The following is a 16,481-nucleotide window of genomic DNA, read 5'->3' on the forward strand; positions in this document are numbered from 1 at the left end:
CTGCCGGACACCCGCTGGGTAGGGTGGGCGACCGTGTTGAGGGGGAGATCCGCCGAGCTGGCCGTCCTGGGAGAGGTTCTTTCGCGGGCGCGGGCCGGTCACGGCGGCGCCGTGGTGATCCGCGGGGACCTGGGCGCGGGCAAGACCGCCCTGCTGGAGTCGGTTCCCGGCGCCGCGGGGGAGGTCCGGCTGCTGCGCGCGACGGGCGTCGAGTCGGAGGCCGAGTTGCCCTACGCCGGTCTCCAGGTGCTGTTGCGGGAGGTGCCGGGGCTGGTCGACCGGCTGCCGGAACGGCAGGCCCTGGCGCTGCGCGCGGCGATCGATCTGCCGGGGGGCTCGGGCGCCGACCGCTTCCTGGTCGGCGCCGCCACGCTCACGCTGCTCAGCGAGCTGGCCGCGGACCTGCCGGTGCTGGTGCTGGTCGACGACGCGCACTGGCTCGACCTCGAATCGGCGCAGGCGCTGGTGTTCGCGGCGCGCCGGCTGGGCGCGGAGCCGGTGACCATGATCTTCGCCGCCCGTGACGGCTCCATGGTCTTCGACGGGCCGGGCCTGCCGGTGCTGCGGCTGGACCCGCTGACCGACGAGGCGGCGGTCGCGCTGCTCGCCGACCACGCCCCTGACCTGGACGCCGCCGTACGCCGCCGGATGCTGGCGCAGGCGCGGGGCAATCCGCTCGCCCTGGTGGAGCTGGCGGACGCGCTCACCCCCGTCCAGCGTGACGGGCGCGAACCGGTCGACGAGCAGGAGATCGCTGTCCTGCCGGTCTCCTGGCGGGTCCGGCGGATCTTCGACGAGCGGATCGCCGCACTGCCCGCCCCGGCGCGCACCCTGCTGACGATCACGGCGGCGGACGACACCGGCGACCTGGCGATGGTCCTGCGCGCCGGGCAGCTGATGGGCGCCGCGGCCACGGATCTCGAGCCCGCGGCCGAGGCCGCGCTGATCCGGCCGGCGGACGGACGCGTGGCGTTCCGCCACCCTCTGGTACGGGCCGCCGCCTACCAGGGCGCCCCGCTGGCACAGCGCATGGCCGCCCACCGGGCGCTGGCCGAGGCGATGGGCGCCGGTCGGGACGCGGGCCGCCGGGCCTGGCATCTGGCCGCCGCGACCGCCGGCTACGACGAGGAGGTCGCGGCCGAGCTGGCACGCAACGCGGAGCTGTTCAGGTCGCGTGGCGGCCTGGCCGCGGTCGCCGCCGCCTACCGTCGCGCCGCCCAGCTGACGGAGGACCTCGACATCCGCGCCGGTCGCCTGGCCGCCGCGGCGCTGGCCGCCCACGACGCCGGCCAGATCGAGCACGCCGCCGCGCTGGCTGACGCCGCGGCGGCACACGTGCGTGACCCTTCTCAGCTGGCCCGCCTGGCCGCGATCCGGGCCGGCAGGGAACACGCCAAGGGCCGGCCCGAGGTGGCCCGCCTGCTGCTCATCGACGCGGCACGGGAGGTCATGACGCTCGACTCCACGGCGGGCCGGATGATGGCCTTCGAGGCGATGGCCGCGGCCTGGGACACACCCGACCCGGCCACGGCCGCCACGGACACCGCCGCCAGACTGCCCGACCCCGCCGCAGGCACCGCCGCGACGCTGCCCGACCCTGCCACGGCCGCCGCGGGCACCGCCCTCAGGCTGCCCGACCCGGGCATGGGGGACGGCGCCCTGCGCAGCCGGGCTGCTCGGGCTCGCCACGGGGGATCTCGCCGGTGGCGTCGCCGCGCTACGGGAGTTCACCGGCCACGTCGCGGCCACCCGCCAGGACCGCAGCCTGTCCGACCACTCCCGGCTGCAGGGGTGGGAGATGCTGCTCGGCGACTACGCAGGCGTCCACGAGCAGGCCGTCGCGCTGGACCAGGAGTGCCGCGAACAGGGCGCGCTCGGCGTGCTGCCCAGGGTGCTGCTGCGGCTGGCGCGCTGCCGGCTGTTCCTGGGCAGGCACCGCGACGCCTACGCGACCGCCATGGAGGGGCTGGAGATCGCCCGCGACACCGGGCAGCACCACTACGTCGCGATGCTCAGCGCGGTGCTCGCCGTCCTGTCCGCGCTCGCGGGCGACCAGGACGGCTGTCGCCGGCCCGTCGGCGACGATCTGTCACACGGCATCCCGCCGAACCCCACCTGGCACGCGTATGCCCTGGGCCTGCTCGATCTCGGTCTCGGCCGGTACGAGTCCGCGCTGCCCCGGCTCGCCGGTGTCGCCGCCGGCGCCGACCGGCACACCGTGATCGCCCTCCACAGCCTGCCGGAGCAGGTGGAGGCGGCCGCCCGGCTGGGCAGGGCCGCCGAGGCGCGCCAAGCCTGCGACCGGTTCCGGCAGTGGGCGGCGAGCATCAGGACGCCCTGGGCGCGGGCCGTGGCGCTGCGCTGCCGTGCCCTGCTCGAACCGGGCGAGGAGGCCGGGCCGCTCTTCGAGGCCGCGCTGGCCGTCCACGAGGGGGACGGCCGCCCGTTCGAACAGGCGCGCACGCGGCTCCTCCACGGCGAGTGGCGGCGGCGCGCCAAGCGCCGCGCGACCGCCCGCGAGGCGCTGGCATCGGCGCTGGAGTCGTTCGAGCGGATGCGCGCCACGCCGTGGGCCGACCGGGCCAGGAGCGAGCTGCGGGCCGCCGGCACCACCACGGTGCAGGCGCCGGGCAGCGTGGATCCCGCCGCCCGGCTGACCGCGCAGGAGCTGCAGGTGGTACGGCTGGCCGCGACCGGGATGACGAACCGCGACATCGGCGCCCAGCTGTTCCTCAGCCCGCGGACCGTCGGCTACCACCTGTCCAACGCCTATCCCAAGCTCGGCGTGACCGGCCGGGCCGCGCTGGCGCGGCTCGACCTGGCATAGAACCCGGTCATTCGGCAGATCCGGGCCATCCCCTCGCGCCCGTAGCGTCGCCTCCGTTCGATCAACGACGCGAAGGGGAGGACCCGTGAAGGTTCTGGTGCTGGGTGCGACGGGTTACATCGGCAAGGCCGCGGTGCGGCGGCTGCGGCAGGACGGCCACGAGGTGGTGCCGTTCGTGCAGGCCGACGACCCCGCGGCGGCCCAGGCAGGGACGCGCGTGGGTGATCTGTCCGACCCCGGCTCGCTGCGGGCCGCGGTGACGGAGGACATCGACGCGGTGCTGAACATCGCGACACCGACCGGCGAGGAGGCGGTGGACGCCGCCGCCGTCGACGCCCTGCTGGATCGGCTGCGGGGCACCGGACGGGCGTTCGTCTACACCAGCGGCGTGTGGGTGCTGGGCGAGACCGGCGACCGGGTCGCGGACGAGGGCTCGGCGACGAACGCGATCGACATCGTGGGCTACCGTCCGCGCATCGAGCAGCGGGTGCTGGCCGCGGCGGCGGATGACGTGCGCTCCGCGGTGATCCGGCCCGGCATCGCCTACGGCAACGGCGGCGGCATTCCCGCGCTGATGGTGGCCTGGGCCAGGGAGCACGGCCACGGGCGGTATGTGGGCTCGGCGGGGACGCGCTGGCCGATGGTGCACGTGGACGACCTGGCCGCGCTGTACGGGCTGGTGCTGGAGAAGGGCTCCGCGGGCAGCGTGCTGCACGGCATCGCGCTGGAGGCGGTGCCGGCCGCCGCCCTGGCCGCCGCCGCCGACCTGGCCGCGGGCGGAACCGGCAGGGCCGAGCCGTGGCCGGTCGAGCAGGCCGCCGAGACGCTGGGCGTGCCGTTCGCCCAGGCGCTGGCCCTGGACCAGACCGTCTCCGGCAGGCGGGCGTGGGACGAGCTGGGATGGCGGCCGAGCCGGCCGTACGTCACCACGGATCTGACCAGCGGCTCCTACGCCGGGTGAGCACCGCTGCTCGCCACGCTCCCGCTGCGGGCCGGCTGGATTGATCACAGGCGTCGTCAACGGTGGGACTTGATCGGCGAAGATACCTCCGGTGTGGTGGAGGTGCCGGATCCGCGGCACCCGCGGAGGCCCCGAGTCCCACCGTCGCAAGGGAGGATCGCCCGGATGGTCACGAACCGCTACCCGGCCACGTGCTGGCTCACACCGAGCGCGGAGGTCCGTCCCTCGCCTGTCGAGGGACTCGGGCTCTTCGCCACCGCGGAGATCGACCCAGGGGACCTCGTCATGCGGCTCGGCGGACAGGTCATCGACGACGTGACCCTGGCCGGCCTGACCCCGCCCTACAGCAGCCTGACCGTCGAGGAAGGCGTCCACCTGCTCCTTGACCCCGGCCATCCGGTCCGCTACGGCAACCACTCGTGCGACCCGAACCTCTGGCACGACGATTCCACCACGGTGGTCGGGCGCAGGCGCGTCATGCCCGGCGAGGAGCTCTCCCTCGACTACGCCACCCACAGCGGAACGGACGCCTGGGCCATGCCGTGCCGGTGCCTGAGCCCTCTGTGCCGCGGTACGGTCACCGGCGGCGACTGGCGACTCGCCCGCCTGCGGCGCGCTTACGGCACCCACTGGGTGACGCCGCTGCTACGCCGCATCGCGCAGAGCGAGCCCGGCGCGCTTCGATGACGAACCGTCGTTTCCACCACCTCAATGCCTGGAACGGCAGCCCGCCGTCGCCGAGGCCCATATCCGGCACATCGGCCACCCCGTGTCGCCTACCCCGCCGACAAGCTCGAGAACGCGCGGCGTGCTGCATACTGCCGCCTCATGGAGATCTCGGAAGGCGAGCTACGCCGGATCGAGTCCGGGCCGCCGGCCGAGGCAGAGCCGGCGTTCGTCGTGCGCGTGTTCTTCACGGCGGACGAGGCAGTTTGTCGGGAGTGGCGCGGGCAGGGGGCTCAGCCGGCTGCGAAGGTCGCCTGGTCGGCCGCCGACTCGTCCTCGGCGCGGTAGCCGCTGGCCTGGGTCTCGAACAGCCGGGCGTAGCCGTTGCTCGCGGCGATGAGGTCGGCGTGGGTGCCCTGCTCGGCGATCCGGCCGTCGCCGAGCACCACGATGAGGTCGGCGTCCCGTACCGCGCCGAGCCGGTGGGAGACGAGCAGGCTGGTGCGCCCCGCCCGATGTTCGCGCAGCCGCCGGTGCACCTCGTACTCGGCCTCCGGGTCGAGTCCCGAGCTGGGCTCGTCGAGGATGAGCAGGTCGCGGTGCTCGCGCACCAGCGCACGGGCCAGCGCGAGCCGCTGCCACTGCCCTCCGGACAGCACCACGCCGGCGTCGTCCTCCGGTCCGAAGAAGATGCGGCTCAGCATCGTGTCGTACCCCTGCGGCAGGGCCCGCACGGTCTCGCCGGCTCCCGCCGCCTCGGCGGCGGCCTCGATCCTGGTCCGGTCGGGCATCGCCGCGAGCTCGCCGACGCCGATGTTCTCCGCAGCGGTGAGGTCGTAGCTCATGTAGTCCTGGAAGAGCACGCCCATTCTGGCGCGCAGCTCGGCCGGCGGTACGTCGCGGATGTCCACGCCGTCCCAGAGGATCGTCCCGCGGACCGGGTCGTAGAAGCGGCACAGCAGCTTGATGAGGGTGCTCTTGCCGGCTCCGTTGAGCCCCACCAGCGCGACCGAGGCGCCGTGGGGGATCGTGAGGTCGACGCCGCGCAGCACCCAGGGGTGGCTCTCGTCGTAGCGGAACCACACGTCGCGCAGCTCGATGCCGCGCCGGAGCGCCGGCAGCGCCGCGGGCCGGCGCGGCGCAGGGAGGTCGTCGGGCAGCGACATCACCCGCTCGTGGTGGCCGAACAGGAGCAGCGCGTGGCCGGCGTTGGCCGCGTTCTCCACGGTGGCGACCAGCGCGGCCTGGGTGCCGGCGACGGCCGCGGCGAACGCCGTGACGTCGCCCAGGGTCAGCCGTCCGGCCAGGGCCGCGTACCCCGCCCACACCAGTCCGGTGCCGCTGACCAGGGCGGACAGGGCCGCCAGTGACGACTGCGTGAGCGCCTCCCGCCGGTCCAGCCGCCGCTCGCCCGCCTGCATGGTGGTCAGCTCGCCGATCACCCGGCGCCTGAGGAAGTCGCCGAGCCCGAACAGGCGCACCTCCTTGGCCGCCTGCACGTCGGTGATCAGCGAGGAGTAGAAGATCTGCCGCCGGGCCGCCGCCGACTGTCCGGCGATCATCGCGGCCCGCCGCTTCTCCAGGGACATCCTGGCCGCGAGGGTGGGCAGCGCGGCGACCGCGACCAGTACCGCCATCAGAGGGCTCAGGACGGCCAGCGCGCCCAGCAGTCCGGCCAGGGTGATGACGTTGCGCCCGAGGTCGAACAGGCCCGAGGTGATCGGCCCCATCGCGCCACCGGTGGCCTGCGTGGCCATCCGCAGCTCGTCGAGGAAGGCCGGGTCCTCGAACCGCGACAGCCCCTGGAACCCGTTCACCCTCGTGTACAGGCGGTCCTGCAGCAACAGGTCGAGCCGGCGGTCCGATTCGGCCCGCAGGTATCCCGTGACGTGCGGCAGCACCCCCGCGGCCAGGCCGAGCGCGACGAGGCCGGCGACCGGTCCCGCCACCCGTTCCACGAGACCCGCCGCCAGCCCGTCGACGAGCTCCTTGGTCATCCACACGGTGCCCGTGGGCAGCAGCCCGGCCACGATGGTGGCCGCCAGCTGCGACACCGCCAGCACCGGTCCGGCCCGCCAGCACAGCGCCCCCAGGGCGGCGGCGCCGCGCAGCCGTTCCGCGATCACGTCGCCGGCGCCATGGCGGTGAGCTCGGCGAGTTCCGTGTGCGCGGCCACGACCGTGCCCTCCTCGGCGCGCAGGAACGTGGGGAACGCCTCGATGCCGAGCGCGTGCCCGATGCGGTCGGCATCGGCGCCCGTGATCACGCTCGCCGCGCCGCCCAGTACGGCGAGCAGGTCGTCGACCTTCGCGCCGGCGCCGCTGATGACCGCCAGGGCGGGCTGCTTGCCCGCCGCCTCGGCGAACTGCGGCGCCCGCTCGTGGCACGTGCTGCAGCCGACGTCGAAGAAGCCCACCAGTCGCGCCCCCGCGGCGACCTCGGGCAGCGTGCGGCCGACCAGCACGCCGGGGTCGTACGCCATGAGCATCGAACGCCCCGCCAGCCGTTCCAGCTCGGCGGTGTGCTCGCGGAGCCGGCGCAGCACCCCCAGGGTGAGCAGCAGGTTGAACAGGCACAGGACGCCGACGAGCACGACGGCGGCAACCAGGAAAGGCATCGGACAACCTCACTTCAGACGGTGAACAGCTCCATCAGGTCGTCGAGGCGCACCACGAGCAGGGCGCCCACGCCGGCCGCGACGAGCGCGAGGACGACACCGGCCGGATGCGGCGCGGACGTCCCGGCCGTGATCCAGGCGGTGAGCCCGACGCCCCCGAGGGCGGCCAGGACGAGGTTGCGCACCACGTGCACCCGGCCGAGCGGCGTGGCGGAGGCGCCGAAGCACCGGCACGGCGCCTGCCGTCCTCGGCGCAGGGCGGCCAGGATGCCGCCGGTCAGCACGGTGAGCGCCCCGACGGCGGCCGCGAACCCCAGCGGTACGGCCGGCGGGAGCGCCAGCAGGAGGACCACCACGGCCTCGGCCGCCACGAGCGCGTGCGCGGCCACCGCCGACCCGCCTCGCGGAAGGATCCCGAGCGCCACGATGGAGGCCGCGAACTCGTCGAACGCCGCCCGGCCGCGGATCTTCCCCACGAGTGCGATCGTGAAGACGGCGGCCAGCAGGGCCCGACAGGCGATCATGAGATACAGCACGTCGTCACCTCGTCGCCTGGTCTGGCGGCGGACACCGCCGCCAGACCCGCGTGTCCTACCTAGCCACCACAGGTTCTGTACACGTAGCAGGCCCCGCAGTAGGTCTGGCCGCCGATGTTGGTGCAGAGCTTGCGGTAGTCGGAGCGCTCCCTGCAGTAGCAGTGGACGTACCACTCGGAGGCGGCCTTCGCGGACGCCTTGGGCACCAGCTTGTCAAGAATCCGGTCGCCGAGCCTGCCAAGGACAGCGGTCATGGATTCGCTCCTTTCCTAGCGATGCGGTCAGCCGAAACCTAGGGGCGGGGCATACAGCGCCCCATACAGCCGCGCTACAACCGGGCGGTGAGCAGCCGTTCCAGCACCGGATCGCGGCGCTTCGACGGGTCGGAGAAAAGGTCGGCGAAAAGGCCGGCGGCCCTGGCGGCGTCCGCCGCGGCGCGCGGGTCGCCGAGGGCCGCGCGTGCTCGGGCGAGCTGCCGGGTGCCGGCGGCGCGGCCGTACGCGTCGCCGATCTGGTCGGTCAGCTCCAGGACGCGGGCCAGGTCGGCCACGGCCGCGCCCGGATCACCCTGCCGCAGCCGGATCTCGGACCTGCTGAGCAGGACCTCCCACTGGTCCTCCCTGTTGCCGATCTCCTCGCAGCGGGCCAGCGCCTCGGTCAGCACCTCCAGCGCCTTCTCCCGCCGGTCGAGCAGGCAGTAGGCGCGGCCGAGCGCGGCCAGGGTGATGCTCTCGCCGTACAGGTCGCGGTCGGCGCGCCGGACGGACAGGCACTCTTCGAGGCGGTCCGCCGCCTCGGCGTACCGGCCCAGCCGGAGCAGCACCTCGCCCAGGTTGTGGGTGACCAGCCCGATGCGGTTCGACCCGTGCGCCTCCAGCAGGCGCAGGCCCGCGGTGATGTGGTCGAGGGCCGCGTCGAGCTCGCCGGTCTGCATGCACAGCCAGCCGAGGTTGTGCAGCGCCAGCCCTTCCTCCTCGCGCCTGCCCAGGTCGCGCCAGAGATCGAGGGCCCGGCGCAGGAGGTCGTGCGCCGCCTCGGCCTGGCCGGACCTCCACTCCACCAGTCCCAGCGTCACCAGCGTGGACGCCTCCGCGACGCGGTCGCTTTCGCGCCGCGCGACGTCGATGGCCAGCCGCGCGACGGTCTCCAGCTCCCGCCAGTAGCCGCTCTTCATCGCGATGGCCTTGATCAGGGGCATCAGCGCGACGGCGAAGCCGCCCTGGTCCTCTTTCACCGCCTGTACGGCCGCCGCCACCAGGCACGGCAGCTCCGCGTCCAGCCATCGCACAGCGGCGGCGGGATCCGGCGGGGCGACGGCGGAGGCGTCGGCGCCCTCGACGGCGGGCAGCAGGTGCGGCTGCAACACGTGCTGCAGTCGGCGGCAGCCGTCGAGGTACCACTCCAGGGCCCGTCCGACCGCACCCGCGCGCTCCTCCGGCGCGTCATGGCCGCCGGCCAGCTCCGCCGCGAAGAGGCGCAGCAGGTCGTGCATGCGGAACCGGCCGTCACCGACCGGATCGAGCAGGCGCGCCTCGATCAGCTCGTCCAGCGCGCTCTCCGCCGTCGCCCGGTCGGTGTCCATCAGCGCGGCGGCGAGCTCGACGCCCACCTCGGGCACCTCCAGCACGCCGAACAGCCGGAAGGCGGCCTTCGCGGTGCTCGTCAGCGTGCCGTACCCGACCTCGAAACAGGAGCGCAGCCGCAGGTCGGCCGCCTGCAGCTCGTCCAGCCGCCGGTGCTCGTCGCCCAGCCGCTCGCCGAAGCGGGCCAGCGACCAGTCGGGACGGCCCGCCAGCCGCGCGCCGGCGATGCGCAGCGCCAGGGGGTGGTAGCCGCACCAGGACGCGATCTCCGCGGCAGCCTTCGCCTCGGCGGTCACCCGTTCGCCGGCCAGCAATGTCAGCAGGCGCACCGACTCGGCCTCGTCGAGCATGCCGACGGGGATCGGCACGGCGTCCACGGTGGTCAGCGCGACGCGGCTGGTGATCAGAGCCGCGCAGCCCTCGCCCGCCGGCAGCAGCGGCGCCACCTGGGCGGCGCTGACCGCGTTGTCGAGGACGACCAGGACCCGCCGGTCGGCCAGCAGCGACTGGTAGTGGGTGGCCGCCTCCGCCGGCGCGGCGGGAACGTCACCGGGCGGCACGCCCAGCGCGCGCAGGAAGCGGCCGAGCACCTCGGCAGGGCGCAACGGGGGCAGGCCGGGTGTGGATCCCTGGAGGTCGACGTAGAGCTGGCCGTCGGGGTAGTGGTCGGCCACGCGGTGCGCCGCCTTCACCGCGAGCGCCGACTTGCCCGCGCCGCCGGGGCCGTGCAGCGTCACCACGGACGGGCCCGCCTCGCCGTGCAGGACGGTGTGCAGCCGGGCCTGCTCGGCCGCCCGGCCCACGAACACCATCGGCGCCCGCGGCAGCAGGCGGGGACGCGGGCGCCCGTCGTCGGTCGGGACGGCCACCGTGTCACGGTCCGGTGCCAGCAGGCCGGCGTCCCTGCGCAGGATCGCCTGCTGCAGCAGGCGAAGGTCCGGTCCAGGGTCGATGCCCAGCTCGTCGGCGAGGACCCGGCGGGCGGCGCCGAACGCCTCCAGCGCGCCGACCACGTCGCCGCTGCGGTACAGGGCCACCATGAGCTGGCCGTGCAGCCGCTCGCGCAGCGGATACTGCCCGATCACCTCGCGCAACCGGGTCGCCGCCGTCGCGTTCTTGCCGAGCGCGAGCTGGATGTCGGCGTGTTCCTCCACCACGCCCAGGTAGTGGTCGGTGAGGCGGGCGACCACCTCGCGCAGGGTGGGGCCGAGCGGCACGTCTTCGGCCGCCGTCCCGTCCCACAGCGCCAGGGCCCGGGTGAAGGACTCCTCGGCGGCGCTCAGGTCGCGCCTGGCCAGCGCCTGGCGGCCGCGTGCCGACAGCGCCTCGAACTCGAAGAGGTCGAACTCCTCCGGCCCGACGTGCAACAGGTAGCCGACGTCCGAGGTGACCAGCCGTTCCTCGTCCGGCAACAGCTTGCGCAGCTGCATGAGGTAGGTGCGCAGGTTCGCCACCGCGGAGCGGGGCGGCTGCTCGTCCCACACCTCCGCCACCAGCGACCTGATGGGGACGACGTGACCCGCCCGCGCCAGCAGCATGGCGAGGACGGTCCGTTGCTTCGGCGCCGTGATCCTGACCGGGGACCCGTTGACCTGGATCCGCATCGGGCCGAGAAGTCGAAACCGCACGATGGCCGCGGTTACCGGGAGTGTCCGCCAAACCGGCGCAGCGCGACGCCGAGCAGCCGGTCGGCGTCGAAGAACCCGCGCTGGCGGGAGTCGACGCTGTCGCTGTTGTCGCCGAGGACGACCAGCGCGCCGGCCGGTACCCGGGTCACGCTGTCGTCGATGCCCGGCGGCACCGGGTCGCCGGGCAACGCGACGGCACGCTTGATGTTCCACTGCCGGCCGTCCGGTCCCGGCGGACCAGGCTCGGCGGGCGTCGGCGGCGGCTCGAGCACGACCACGTCACCCCTGCTGACCTGGTCGATCCGGCGCCTGAGCACCAGGACGCGATCGCCGTCGGCCAGGGTCGGCAGCATGCTGGTCCCCTCGACGGTGACCACCACGTAGCGCCTTCGCACCCATAACGCGCCCGCGATCGCCACCAGCACGCACCCACCGATGATCAGCTTCATGGCGCTCTTCCGAGGTCGGCCCCTGGGAGGGGTGATTCCTGAGGCGAAACGATCTCCGTTGGAACGTGGCCATGTCAAGGTGCCGCCGCCCCGTACGGCGGGGCGGCGGATCGTCGCCCGTAGAAGGCCCCGCGGCGGGAAGGAACAAGGTGTCCCACGCTGAGGAGTGCCTGTCGTCATGGACTGGAGCCTTCGCGCCTGCAGCCGGCGCGGTCACGTCACCTACGCCCCAGACGAGCCGCATCTGCGACGGCGGCTGCGCGCCGACACCACGCTCGGCGAGGTGTGGCGCTGCCTGCGCTGCGGCGACTTCACCCTCGGACCGCCGCACGGCACCGGCCCCGCCGACGAGGCTCCGCTCGTCCTGCGCGGCCGGGCCCTGCGCGACGCCGCCATCCTCCGGCTCCTCGCGCTCGAACGGTTCGCCAGGGCGCTGCTGCTGTTCCTGGCCGCCTACGGCGTCTGGCGTTTCAAGGGTGGCAAGGAGGCGATCAACAGGGCCTTCGAGGAGTACCTGCCGCTGCTCATGCCGCTGGCCGAACGGCTCGGCTGGCGCCTGGCCGACTCCAAACTCGTCCTCACCCTGCACCAGCTGCTGGCGACCGGCACGAGGACGCTGACCTTGCTGACCGTCGCCCTCACCGCGTACGGCGTGATCCTGGTCGTCGAGAGCGTCGGGTTGTGGCTGCTCAAGCGGTGGGGCGAGTACTTCGCGGTGATCGCCACCTCGGTCTTCATCCCGCTGGAGATCTACGAGCTGAGCCACCGAATCACCTGGATCCGGGTGACGTTCCTGGTCGTGAACCTCGCGGCCGTCGCCTACATCGTCGTCACCAAGCGCCTCTTCGGCGTGCGCGGAGGTCGCGCCGCCCACGAGGCGGAACGGCACGAGGCGAGCCTCCTCGAGGTCCAGACGGCAGGCACCCGCTGAACCCGCCCCGAACGGCCGACGCGAGGTGCACGATGGGTGTTCTTGATCCGGACAGGTCCGAGTGCTCCCAACAGTGAGGCATGGCATGCATGAGCTGGTGCGCAACATCCGCGCGGCCGCCCTTCTCGTCCTGCTGGCGGTCGGCCTGTCGTATGTCGCTCTGGCAGCTGCTCGCCGGGCGGGAGCTGTGCGAGAAGCGAGCGGCCCGGGAGAGTGCGATGATCCGGGAGGCGATCGGACCCGCACTTCTCCCGGCCGGCCGGATCGAGTCCATCGGGGACGGGAACGACTGCGATTCCAGCAGCTACGGGGCGTGGGTCGACGTCGGCCTCCGCGCGGAGGCGAGGGAGGAGGACGTCGTCGCCGGGTTCCTCCGGGCGGGATGGTCCGGAGCCGGGGCCAGCGAGCTGACCAGGACGTTCGGCCATCGTGTCGTCGGAGTGTCGGTCGAGACCAGGTCGGGACGGGTGGAGATCTCGGCGGTCGCGGTCGATGACTGCTGGGACGACCATGGTTACCGCTGCGGCTGACACCGGGGGCGCGGGGAAACCGTGGGGGAAAAGGAAGCGAGGCCCGCATCGGAATGCGGGCCTCGCTGGGAGCCGATCGGCGAGCTCGACGAGCCCGTCGCGGTCATGTCTAGAACTCGGGAAGCCTGCCGATGGCGACGTGCCGCCTCAGCTCCTCCTTGGCGAGTTCCCTGATCTGAGCGGGCTTCCAGGGCGTCTCGCGCCTGCGCGACTCGCCCAGCTGGCGGCGGAACTGCTCCAGGGCGCGCCTGGCGTCGTCGCGCTCGCGCTGACGCTCCCGCCTGGTCTTGGTCCGGTCGTCCTGTTCCCGCCTGGCGTTGGGCTGGTCGTGCCCGCCCACGGCGGCCTGGGCGTTCTTGCCGACCGTCGGCTGGTCGTGCCCGCCCACGGTGGCCTGGTCGTTCCTGCCTACCGTCGGTTGGTCGTTCCTGTCGCTCGTCGGCCGGCTGTTCCTGCCGCTCACGAGGCCGGGCCGCGCGTCGTCGTCGCCTGTGGCGCCGAACCGGTCGTTCCAGTCACGCGTGATGTCGAGCAGGTCGTCGTTCGCCTCGGCCCGCGTGCGCCGGTCCGCCGCCCGCCCGTGGACGGCCTCCGACGCGGTCCGCTCGCTCCAGGCCGCGGCTCGCTGACCGGACTCGGCCTGCTGGTACCTGTCCTCGGCCTGCTGCCCGGTGCCGGACTGCTGCCCGGTGTCGGCCTGCTGCCCGGACTGCTGACCGGACTCGGCCTGCTGGCCGGACTGCTGCCCGGACTGCTGGCTGGACTGGCCGGACTGCTGGCCGGCCCGCTGCCGCCTGGCCTGGGCCGCGGCCTGTCTCCTTACCTCCCTGATCGCGGCCCGCATCTCACGCTCCGCCGCGGCGGTCGCCCAGGGCTTCTTGGTGTCCGTGGCCCGGCCGCGGCCGGCGCGGTCGGTCCCGGCCCGCTCGCGCCTGGCGCGCTCGGGTGCGGGGTCGTGCGCCCCCCAGGCCCGGCGGAGCTCAGGGGCGTGCGCCTGCCGGGCGCGGCCCGGCTCGGCGTCGCCCGCCCGCCGGTTCCGCGTCGCCCGGTCGCCCTCGGCCCAGGCCCGGCGGGCCCCCCGCGTCGCGTGCTCGCGCCGCTCGGCCCGGGAGCCGTCCTTCCGGCTGTGTATCGAGGGCCACTGCCGCTTGTCCGGGCTGACCGTCCGCCAGGTCACCTTCGGCATGCCCAGCTTCGGCCTGATCATCTTCGGCGGGACCGCCTTCGGCGGGTTGACCGCCGCCGGGGTGACCGGCGCCGGAGTGGCCGTCGGCGGGACGACCGCCGGCGCGGCGACCGTGGTGATGGTCGGCGTGGTGCCGGCGGGCGTGTCGGCCTGCGGGGTGATGGCCACGCGCTGCGGCAGGTCGAAGCGGTAGTCCTCCACCTCTCCGCTGTCGGCCCATCCCGTCGGCCGCTCCACCCCTTCGGGCCTGGCGGTCACGCGCAGCCGCATCCACGTGCTGCCGGCCTGCATCGATTCGGGAAGGTTCCAGGTGAGCGTCTCGCTGTCGTCGCGGCGGTCCACCTCCGCGAGCGCCCGCTCCTCGTCGTCGAACCTGCCGTCGCGGTCGAAGTCGATCCACCCCGCCAGGACGGCGTCCGAAGCCGACCTGATGGGCACGGTCAGCGAGTACGCCGTCGCGTCGTCCTCGAGGACGAGCTCGTCGCCGCTCAGCGCGTCGTCGGTGTCGGCGTCCCCTCGGATGGCCCGCGCCTCGAAGCTCAGCGTGTCGGCGTTGTCGGCCGTCGCGTTCTCGCCGATGAAGATGTCGGTGATGGCGTGCGAGGCGGGGCCGTACGAGGAGGGCGCGTCGGAGTCGTCCTCGTGCAGCGACAGCTTGAAGGCGCCCCACAGGTGCGGGGTGCCCGCGTCGCCCCTGGTCCGCACGTTGCGGGCGCGCAGCCGGATCGTGAACGAGGTGACCGTGCCGTTCACCTGGACGGTGCCGCAGGTGTAGACGACGCCGCAGGTGGTGGAGTGGACCCGGTAGACCCGCTCGGGCACGATGGAGGTGCCGGTGACCTCGTAGCCGGGGAAGCCCGCCACGCGGGAGAAGGACGGCATGGTCGGTGTCCCGCTGACCAGCTCCACTCCCGCCCAGTAGTCGTCCCGCCTGCCGGAGAGGTCCTCCGCCCTGCCGCCGGTGCCGAAGACGTGCAGCCGGGGATCGCGGACCGGCCTGGAGAAGGTGAACGTCAGCTCGGCGACGTCGCTCCACTCGTTGGCCTCGACCGTGAAGTTCTCGTAGCGGTCGACGATGCCCGCCTCCGCCTTGGCGTTGACGGGCATGAGGTACTCGTCGGGCGGGGCCGCCGGGTCGGCGCGCGACACTTCGGCGGAGCCCACCTGGCTTCCGTTGACCATCACCTTGCGTACGGTGACCATCACGCCCGAGGGCGTGTCGCCTACGGCCTCGGTCGACGAGTTCGTGAACGATGCCGGGCGCCCGCTCGCGTATGCGAAGGGAACGATGCCCGTGACCCCGACGAAGGCCGCGGTCATCCCGGCGAGGATTACGCGCACACCCAATTTCGCTCCCTGTTCTTGTCCCGAAAGGATCACGTTGACTTGCGGACCTGGCTCACCAGTCCGCGGGTGACTCGTCTGGCGGCGAAGTCGCTGCCGTGGACGAACCTCATGGCCGGGCCGAAGGTGGCGGCGGCGGCCAGTCCGACCATGTAGAGGCCGGGCACCCGGGTCTCGAACGTCCGTGACAGCCGCGGCCGCGGCCCGCCCGCGCTGACGCCGCGGCGCAGGTTCGGGTCGAGGATGTCGATCCTGCCGACGTCGACCTGGTATCCGGTCGCGGCGATCACATGCTCGGTCTCCAGCGTCTTGACCGTGCCCCTGGCGGTGGTCAGGTGCAGCCGTACGGCGTCGCGGTGGTCCGCGCCCTCCAGCCGCACGCCCAGCGTCACCGGGACGGCGCCGTCGAAGCGCTCCTTGAGCCACCACGAGCCCGCGGGCCCCAGCGTGGTGCGCACGATGTGGCTGCGGGCCGCCTTCGGCAGGTACCTGACGGCACCGGGCAGTTCGGACCACACCCACGACGGCCAGCCCGTGCCGAGGCCCGAGCGGGGCGCCAGCGTGCGCGTGAGAACCGAGCGCCGCTCGTCGGGCGTGTCGTTCCAGGCCAGCGACGTGGTCCTGGCGACGATACGCGGCTTCGCCCCTGCCTCCACGAGCAGCGTCGCCGTCTCGAGCGCGGACTGGCCCGCGCCGACGACGGCCACGTGCCTGCCGGCGAAGGCCGACAGGTCGTGGTGCTCGCAGCTGTGCGACGACACCTCCGGCGGCAGTTGCGCCAGCGCGTTGGGCCGGTGCGCGAACGGCAGGAAGCCCAGCGCCAGGACCACCGTCCTGGCCAGCAGGGTGGCGCCGGACGACAGCGTGACGCTGAACAGCCCGCCTTCGGTGCCGATGCCGGTCACGGTCGACTCGTCGAGCGCGTCCTTCACCGTTTGCGCGCGAAACCATTTGCCGTAGGCGATGAACGTCTCCACCGGGACGGGCTCGCCATACGAGTAGCGGCGAAAGGCGTCGAGGCCGTATCGCCGGTCGGGGTCGCTGAGATGGGACGCGTCCGGCTCGGATTTCAACAGCATTCCGCGCGGCATGTGCCATTCCCATGCCTGCATCGGCCGTCCGAAAACCCGGGCGTCGAGACCCGCCGCCAGCGCGTGGGTGGCGACCGAGAGTCCATAGGGACCGGCGCCCACAATTGCCACGTCAATCACCGGCGTCTGCAA

Annotated in this window: 14 protein-coding genes and 1 pseudogene; 6 read left to right on the top strand and 9 right to left on the bottom strand. The window is 73.6% G+C overall.

Going from position 1 to position 16,481, the window contains the following annotated elements:
- Window positions 1–33: 33 nt before the first annotated feature.
- Window positions 34–447, top strand: a pseudogene (locus tag ACWENQ_RS10330) (ATP-binding protein); the annotation flags it as partial.
- Between the two features lie 902 nt (window positions 448–1,349).
- On the opposite strand, the gene ACWENQ_RS10335 reads toward ACWENQ_RS10330, so the two are convergent.
- On the bottom strand, window positions 1,350–1,619 hold the full coding sequence (locus ACWENQ_RS10335; protein WP_452413737.1) for a hypothetical protein: 270 nt from the start codon (window positions 1,617–1,619) through the stop codon (window positions 1,350–1,352).
- 179 nt (window positions 1,620–1,798) lie between these two features.
- Here ACWENQ_RS10335 and ACWENQ_RS10340 point away from each other — a divergent pair, with 179 nt between their 5' ends.
- The 3 genes from ACWENQ_RS10340 (at window position 1,799) to ACWENQ_RS10350 (ending at window position 4,475) form a co-directional block, all read left to right on the top strand.
- The gene (locus ACWENQ_RS10340; RefSeq protein ID WP_452413738.1) at window positions 1,799–2,827 is read left to right on the top strand and encodes a helix-turn-helix transcriptional regulator; all 1,029 of its coding nucleotides are present in this window, start codon (window positions 1,799–1,801) and stop codon (window positions 2,825–2,827) included.
- 85 nt (window positions 2,828–2,912) lie between these two features.
- On the top strand, window positions 2,913–3,788 hold the full coding sequence (locus ACWENQ_RS10345) for an NAD-dependent epimerase/dehydratase family protein (RefSeq protein WP_452413739.1): 876 nt from the start codon (window positions 2,913–2,915) through the stop codon (window positions 3,786–3,788).
- 165 nt (window positions 3,789–3,953) lie between these two features.
- On the top strand, window positions 3,954–4,475 hold the full coding sequence (locus ACWENQ_RS10350; RefSeq protein WP_452413740.1) for an SET domain-containing protein: 522 nt from the start codon (window positions 3,954–3,956) through the stop codon (window positions 4,473–4,475).
- Between the two features lie 272 nt (window positions 4,476–4,747).
- On the opposite strand, the gene ACWENQ_RS10355 is transcribed toward ACWENQ_RS10350, so the two are convergent.
- The 6 genes from ACWENQ_RS10355 to lepB form a co-directional block, all read right to left on the bottom strand.
- On the bottom strand, window positions 4,748–6,580 hold the full coding sequence (locus tag ACWENQ_RS10355; protein WP_452413742.1) for an ABC transporter ATP-binding protein: 1,833 nt from the start codon (window positions 6,578–6,580) through the stop codon (window positions 4,748–4,750).
- Window positions 6,577–7,071: a hypothetical protein gene (locus ACWENQ_RS10360; RefSeq protein ID WP_452413744.1), complete on the bottom strand. Its 495-nt coding sequence runs from the start codon at window positions 7,069–7,071 to the stop codon at window positions 6,577–6,579. Before ACWENQ_RS10360 ends, ACWENQ_RS10355 begins: the two co-directional genes overlap by 4 nt.
- 14 nt (window positions 7,072–7,085) lie before the next feature.
- A complete protein-coding gene (locus ACWENQ_RS10365) occupies window positions 7,086–7,607 on the bottom strand; it encodes a MauE/DoxX family redox-associated membrane protein (RefSeq protein WP_354919874.1) in 522 nt (173 codons plus the stop codon).
- Window positions 7,608–7,666: 59 nt separating this feature from the next.
- Window positions 7,667–7,861, bottom strand: a complete 195-nt coding sequence (locus ACWENQ_RS10370; RefSeq protein WP_449921573.1) for a hypothetical protein — start codon at window positions 7,859–7,861, stop codon at window positions 7,667–7,669.
- Window positions 7,862–7,935: 74 nt separating this feature from the next.
- The gene (locus ACWENQ_RS10375; RefSeq protein ID WP_452413745.1) at window positions 7,936–10,818 is read right to left on the bottom strand and encodes a BTAD domain-containing putative transcriptional regulator; all 2,883 of its coding nucleotides are present in this window, start codon (window positions 10,816–10,818) and stop codon (window positions 7,936–7,938) included.
- A gap of 11 nt (window positions 10,819–10,829) precedes the next feature.
- Complete coding sequence (gene lepB / locus ACWENQ_RS10380) at window positions 10,830–11,267, bottom strand: signal peptidase I (protein ID WP_354919882.1); 438 nt, start codon at window positions 11,265–11,267, stop codon at window positions 10,830–10,832.
- A 178-nt stretch (window positions 11,268–11,445) separates the two neighbouring features.
- Here lepB and ACWENQ_RS10385 point away from each other — a divergent pair, with 178 nt between their 5' ends.
- Both ACWENQ_RS10385 and ACWENQ_RS10390 read left to right on the top strand, forming a co-directional pair.
- Entirely contained in the window at window positions 11,446–12,198 is a 753-nt protein-coding gene (locus ACWENQ_RS10385; RefSeq protein ID WP_449921570.1) for a DUF2127 domain-containing protein, read from the top strand.
- Window positions 12,199–12,350: 152 nt separating this feature from the next.
- A complete protein-coding gene (locus tag ACWENQ_RS10390) occupies window positions 12,351–12,728 on the top strand; it encodes a hypothetical protein (protein WP_452413746.1) in 378 nt (125 codons plus the stop codon).
- 109 nt (window positions 12,729–12,837) lie between these two features.
- On the opposite strand, the gene ACWENQ_RS10395 is transcribed toward ACWENQ_RS10390, so the two are convergent.
- Window positions 12,838–15,255, bottom strand: coding sequence for a GEVED domain-containing protein (locus ACWENQ_RS10395; protein WP_452413811.1), 2,418 nt, complete (start codon window positions 15,253–15,255; stop codon window positions 12,838–12,840).
- A gap of 35 nt (window positions 15,256–15,290) precedes the next feature.
- A complete protein-coding gene (locus ACWENQ_RS10400) occupies window positions 15,291–16,469 on the bottom strand; it encodes an NAD(P)-binding domain-containing protein (RefSeq protein ID WP_452413748.1) in 1,179 nt (392 codons plus the stop codon).
- Window positions 16,470–16,481: the final 12 nt, after the last annotated feature.

It is taken from the genome of Nonomuraea sp. NPDC004354, assembly GCF_053602555.1.

Coding starts and splice junctions, on each gene's coding strand:
- ACWENQ_RS10370 (WP_449921573.1), bottom strand. CDS start 7,861: ATGACCGCTGTCCTTGGCAGGCTCGGCGACCGGATTCTTGACAAGCTG.
- ACWENQ_RS10390 (WP_452413746.1), top strand. CDS start 12,351: ATGTCGCTCTGGCAGCTGCTCGCCGGGCGGGAGCTGTGCGAGAAGCGA.
- lepB (WP_354919882.1), bottom strand. CDS start 11,267: ATGAAGCTGATCATCGGTGGGTGCGTGCTGGTGGCGATCGCGGGCGCG.
- ACWENQ_RS10340 (WP_452413738.1), top strand. CDS start 1,799: ATGCTGCTCGGCGACTACGCAGGCGTCCACGAGCAGGCCGTCGCGCTG.
- ACWENQ_RS10350 (WP_452413740.1), top strand. CDS start 3,954: ATGGTCACGAACCGCTACCCGGCCACGTGCTGGCTCACACCGAGCGCG.
- ACWENQ_RS10360 (WP_452413744.1), bottom strand. CDS start 7,071: ATGCCTTTCCTGGTTGCCGCCGTCGTGCTCGTCGGCGTCCTGTGCCTG.
- ACWENQ_RS10385 (WP_449921570.1), top strand. CDS start 11,446: ATGGACTGGAGCCTTCGCGCCTGCAGCCGGCGCGGTCACGTCACCTAC.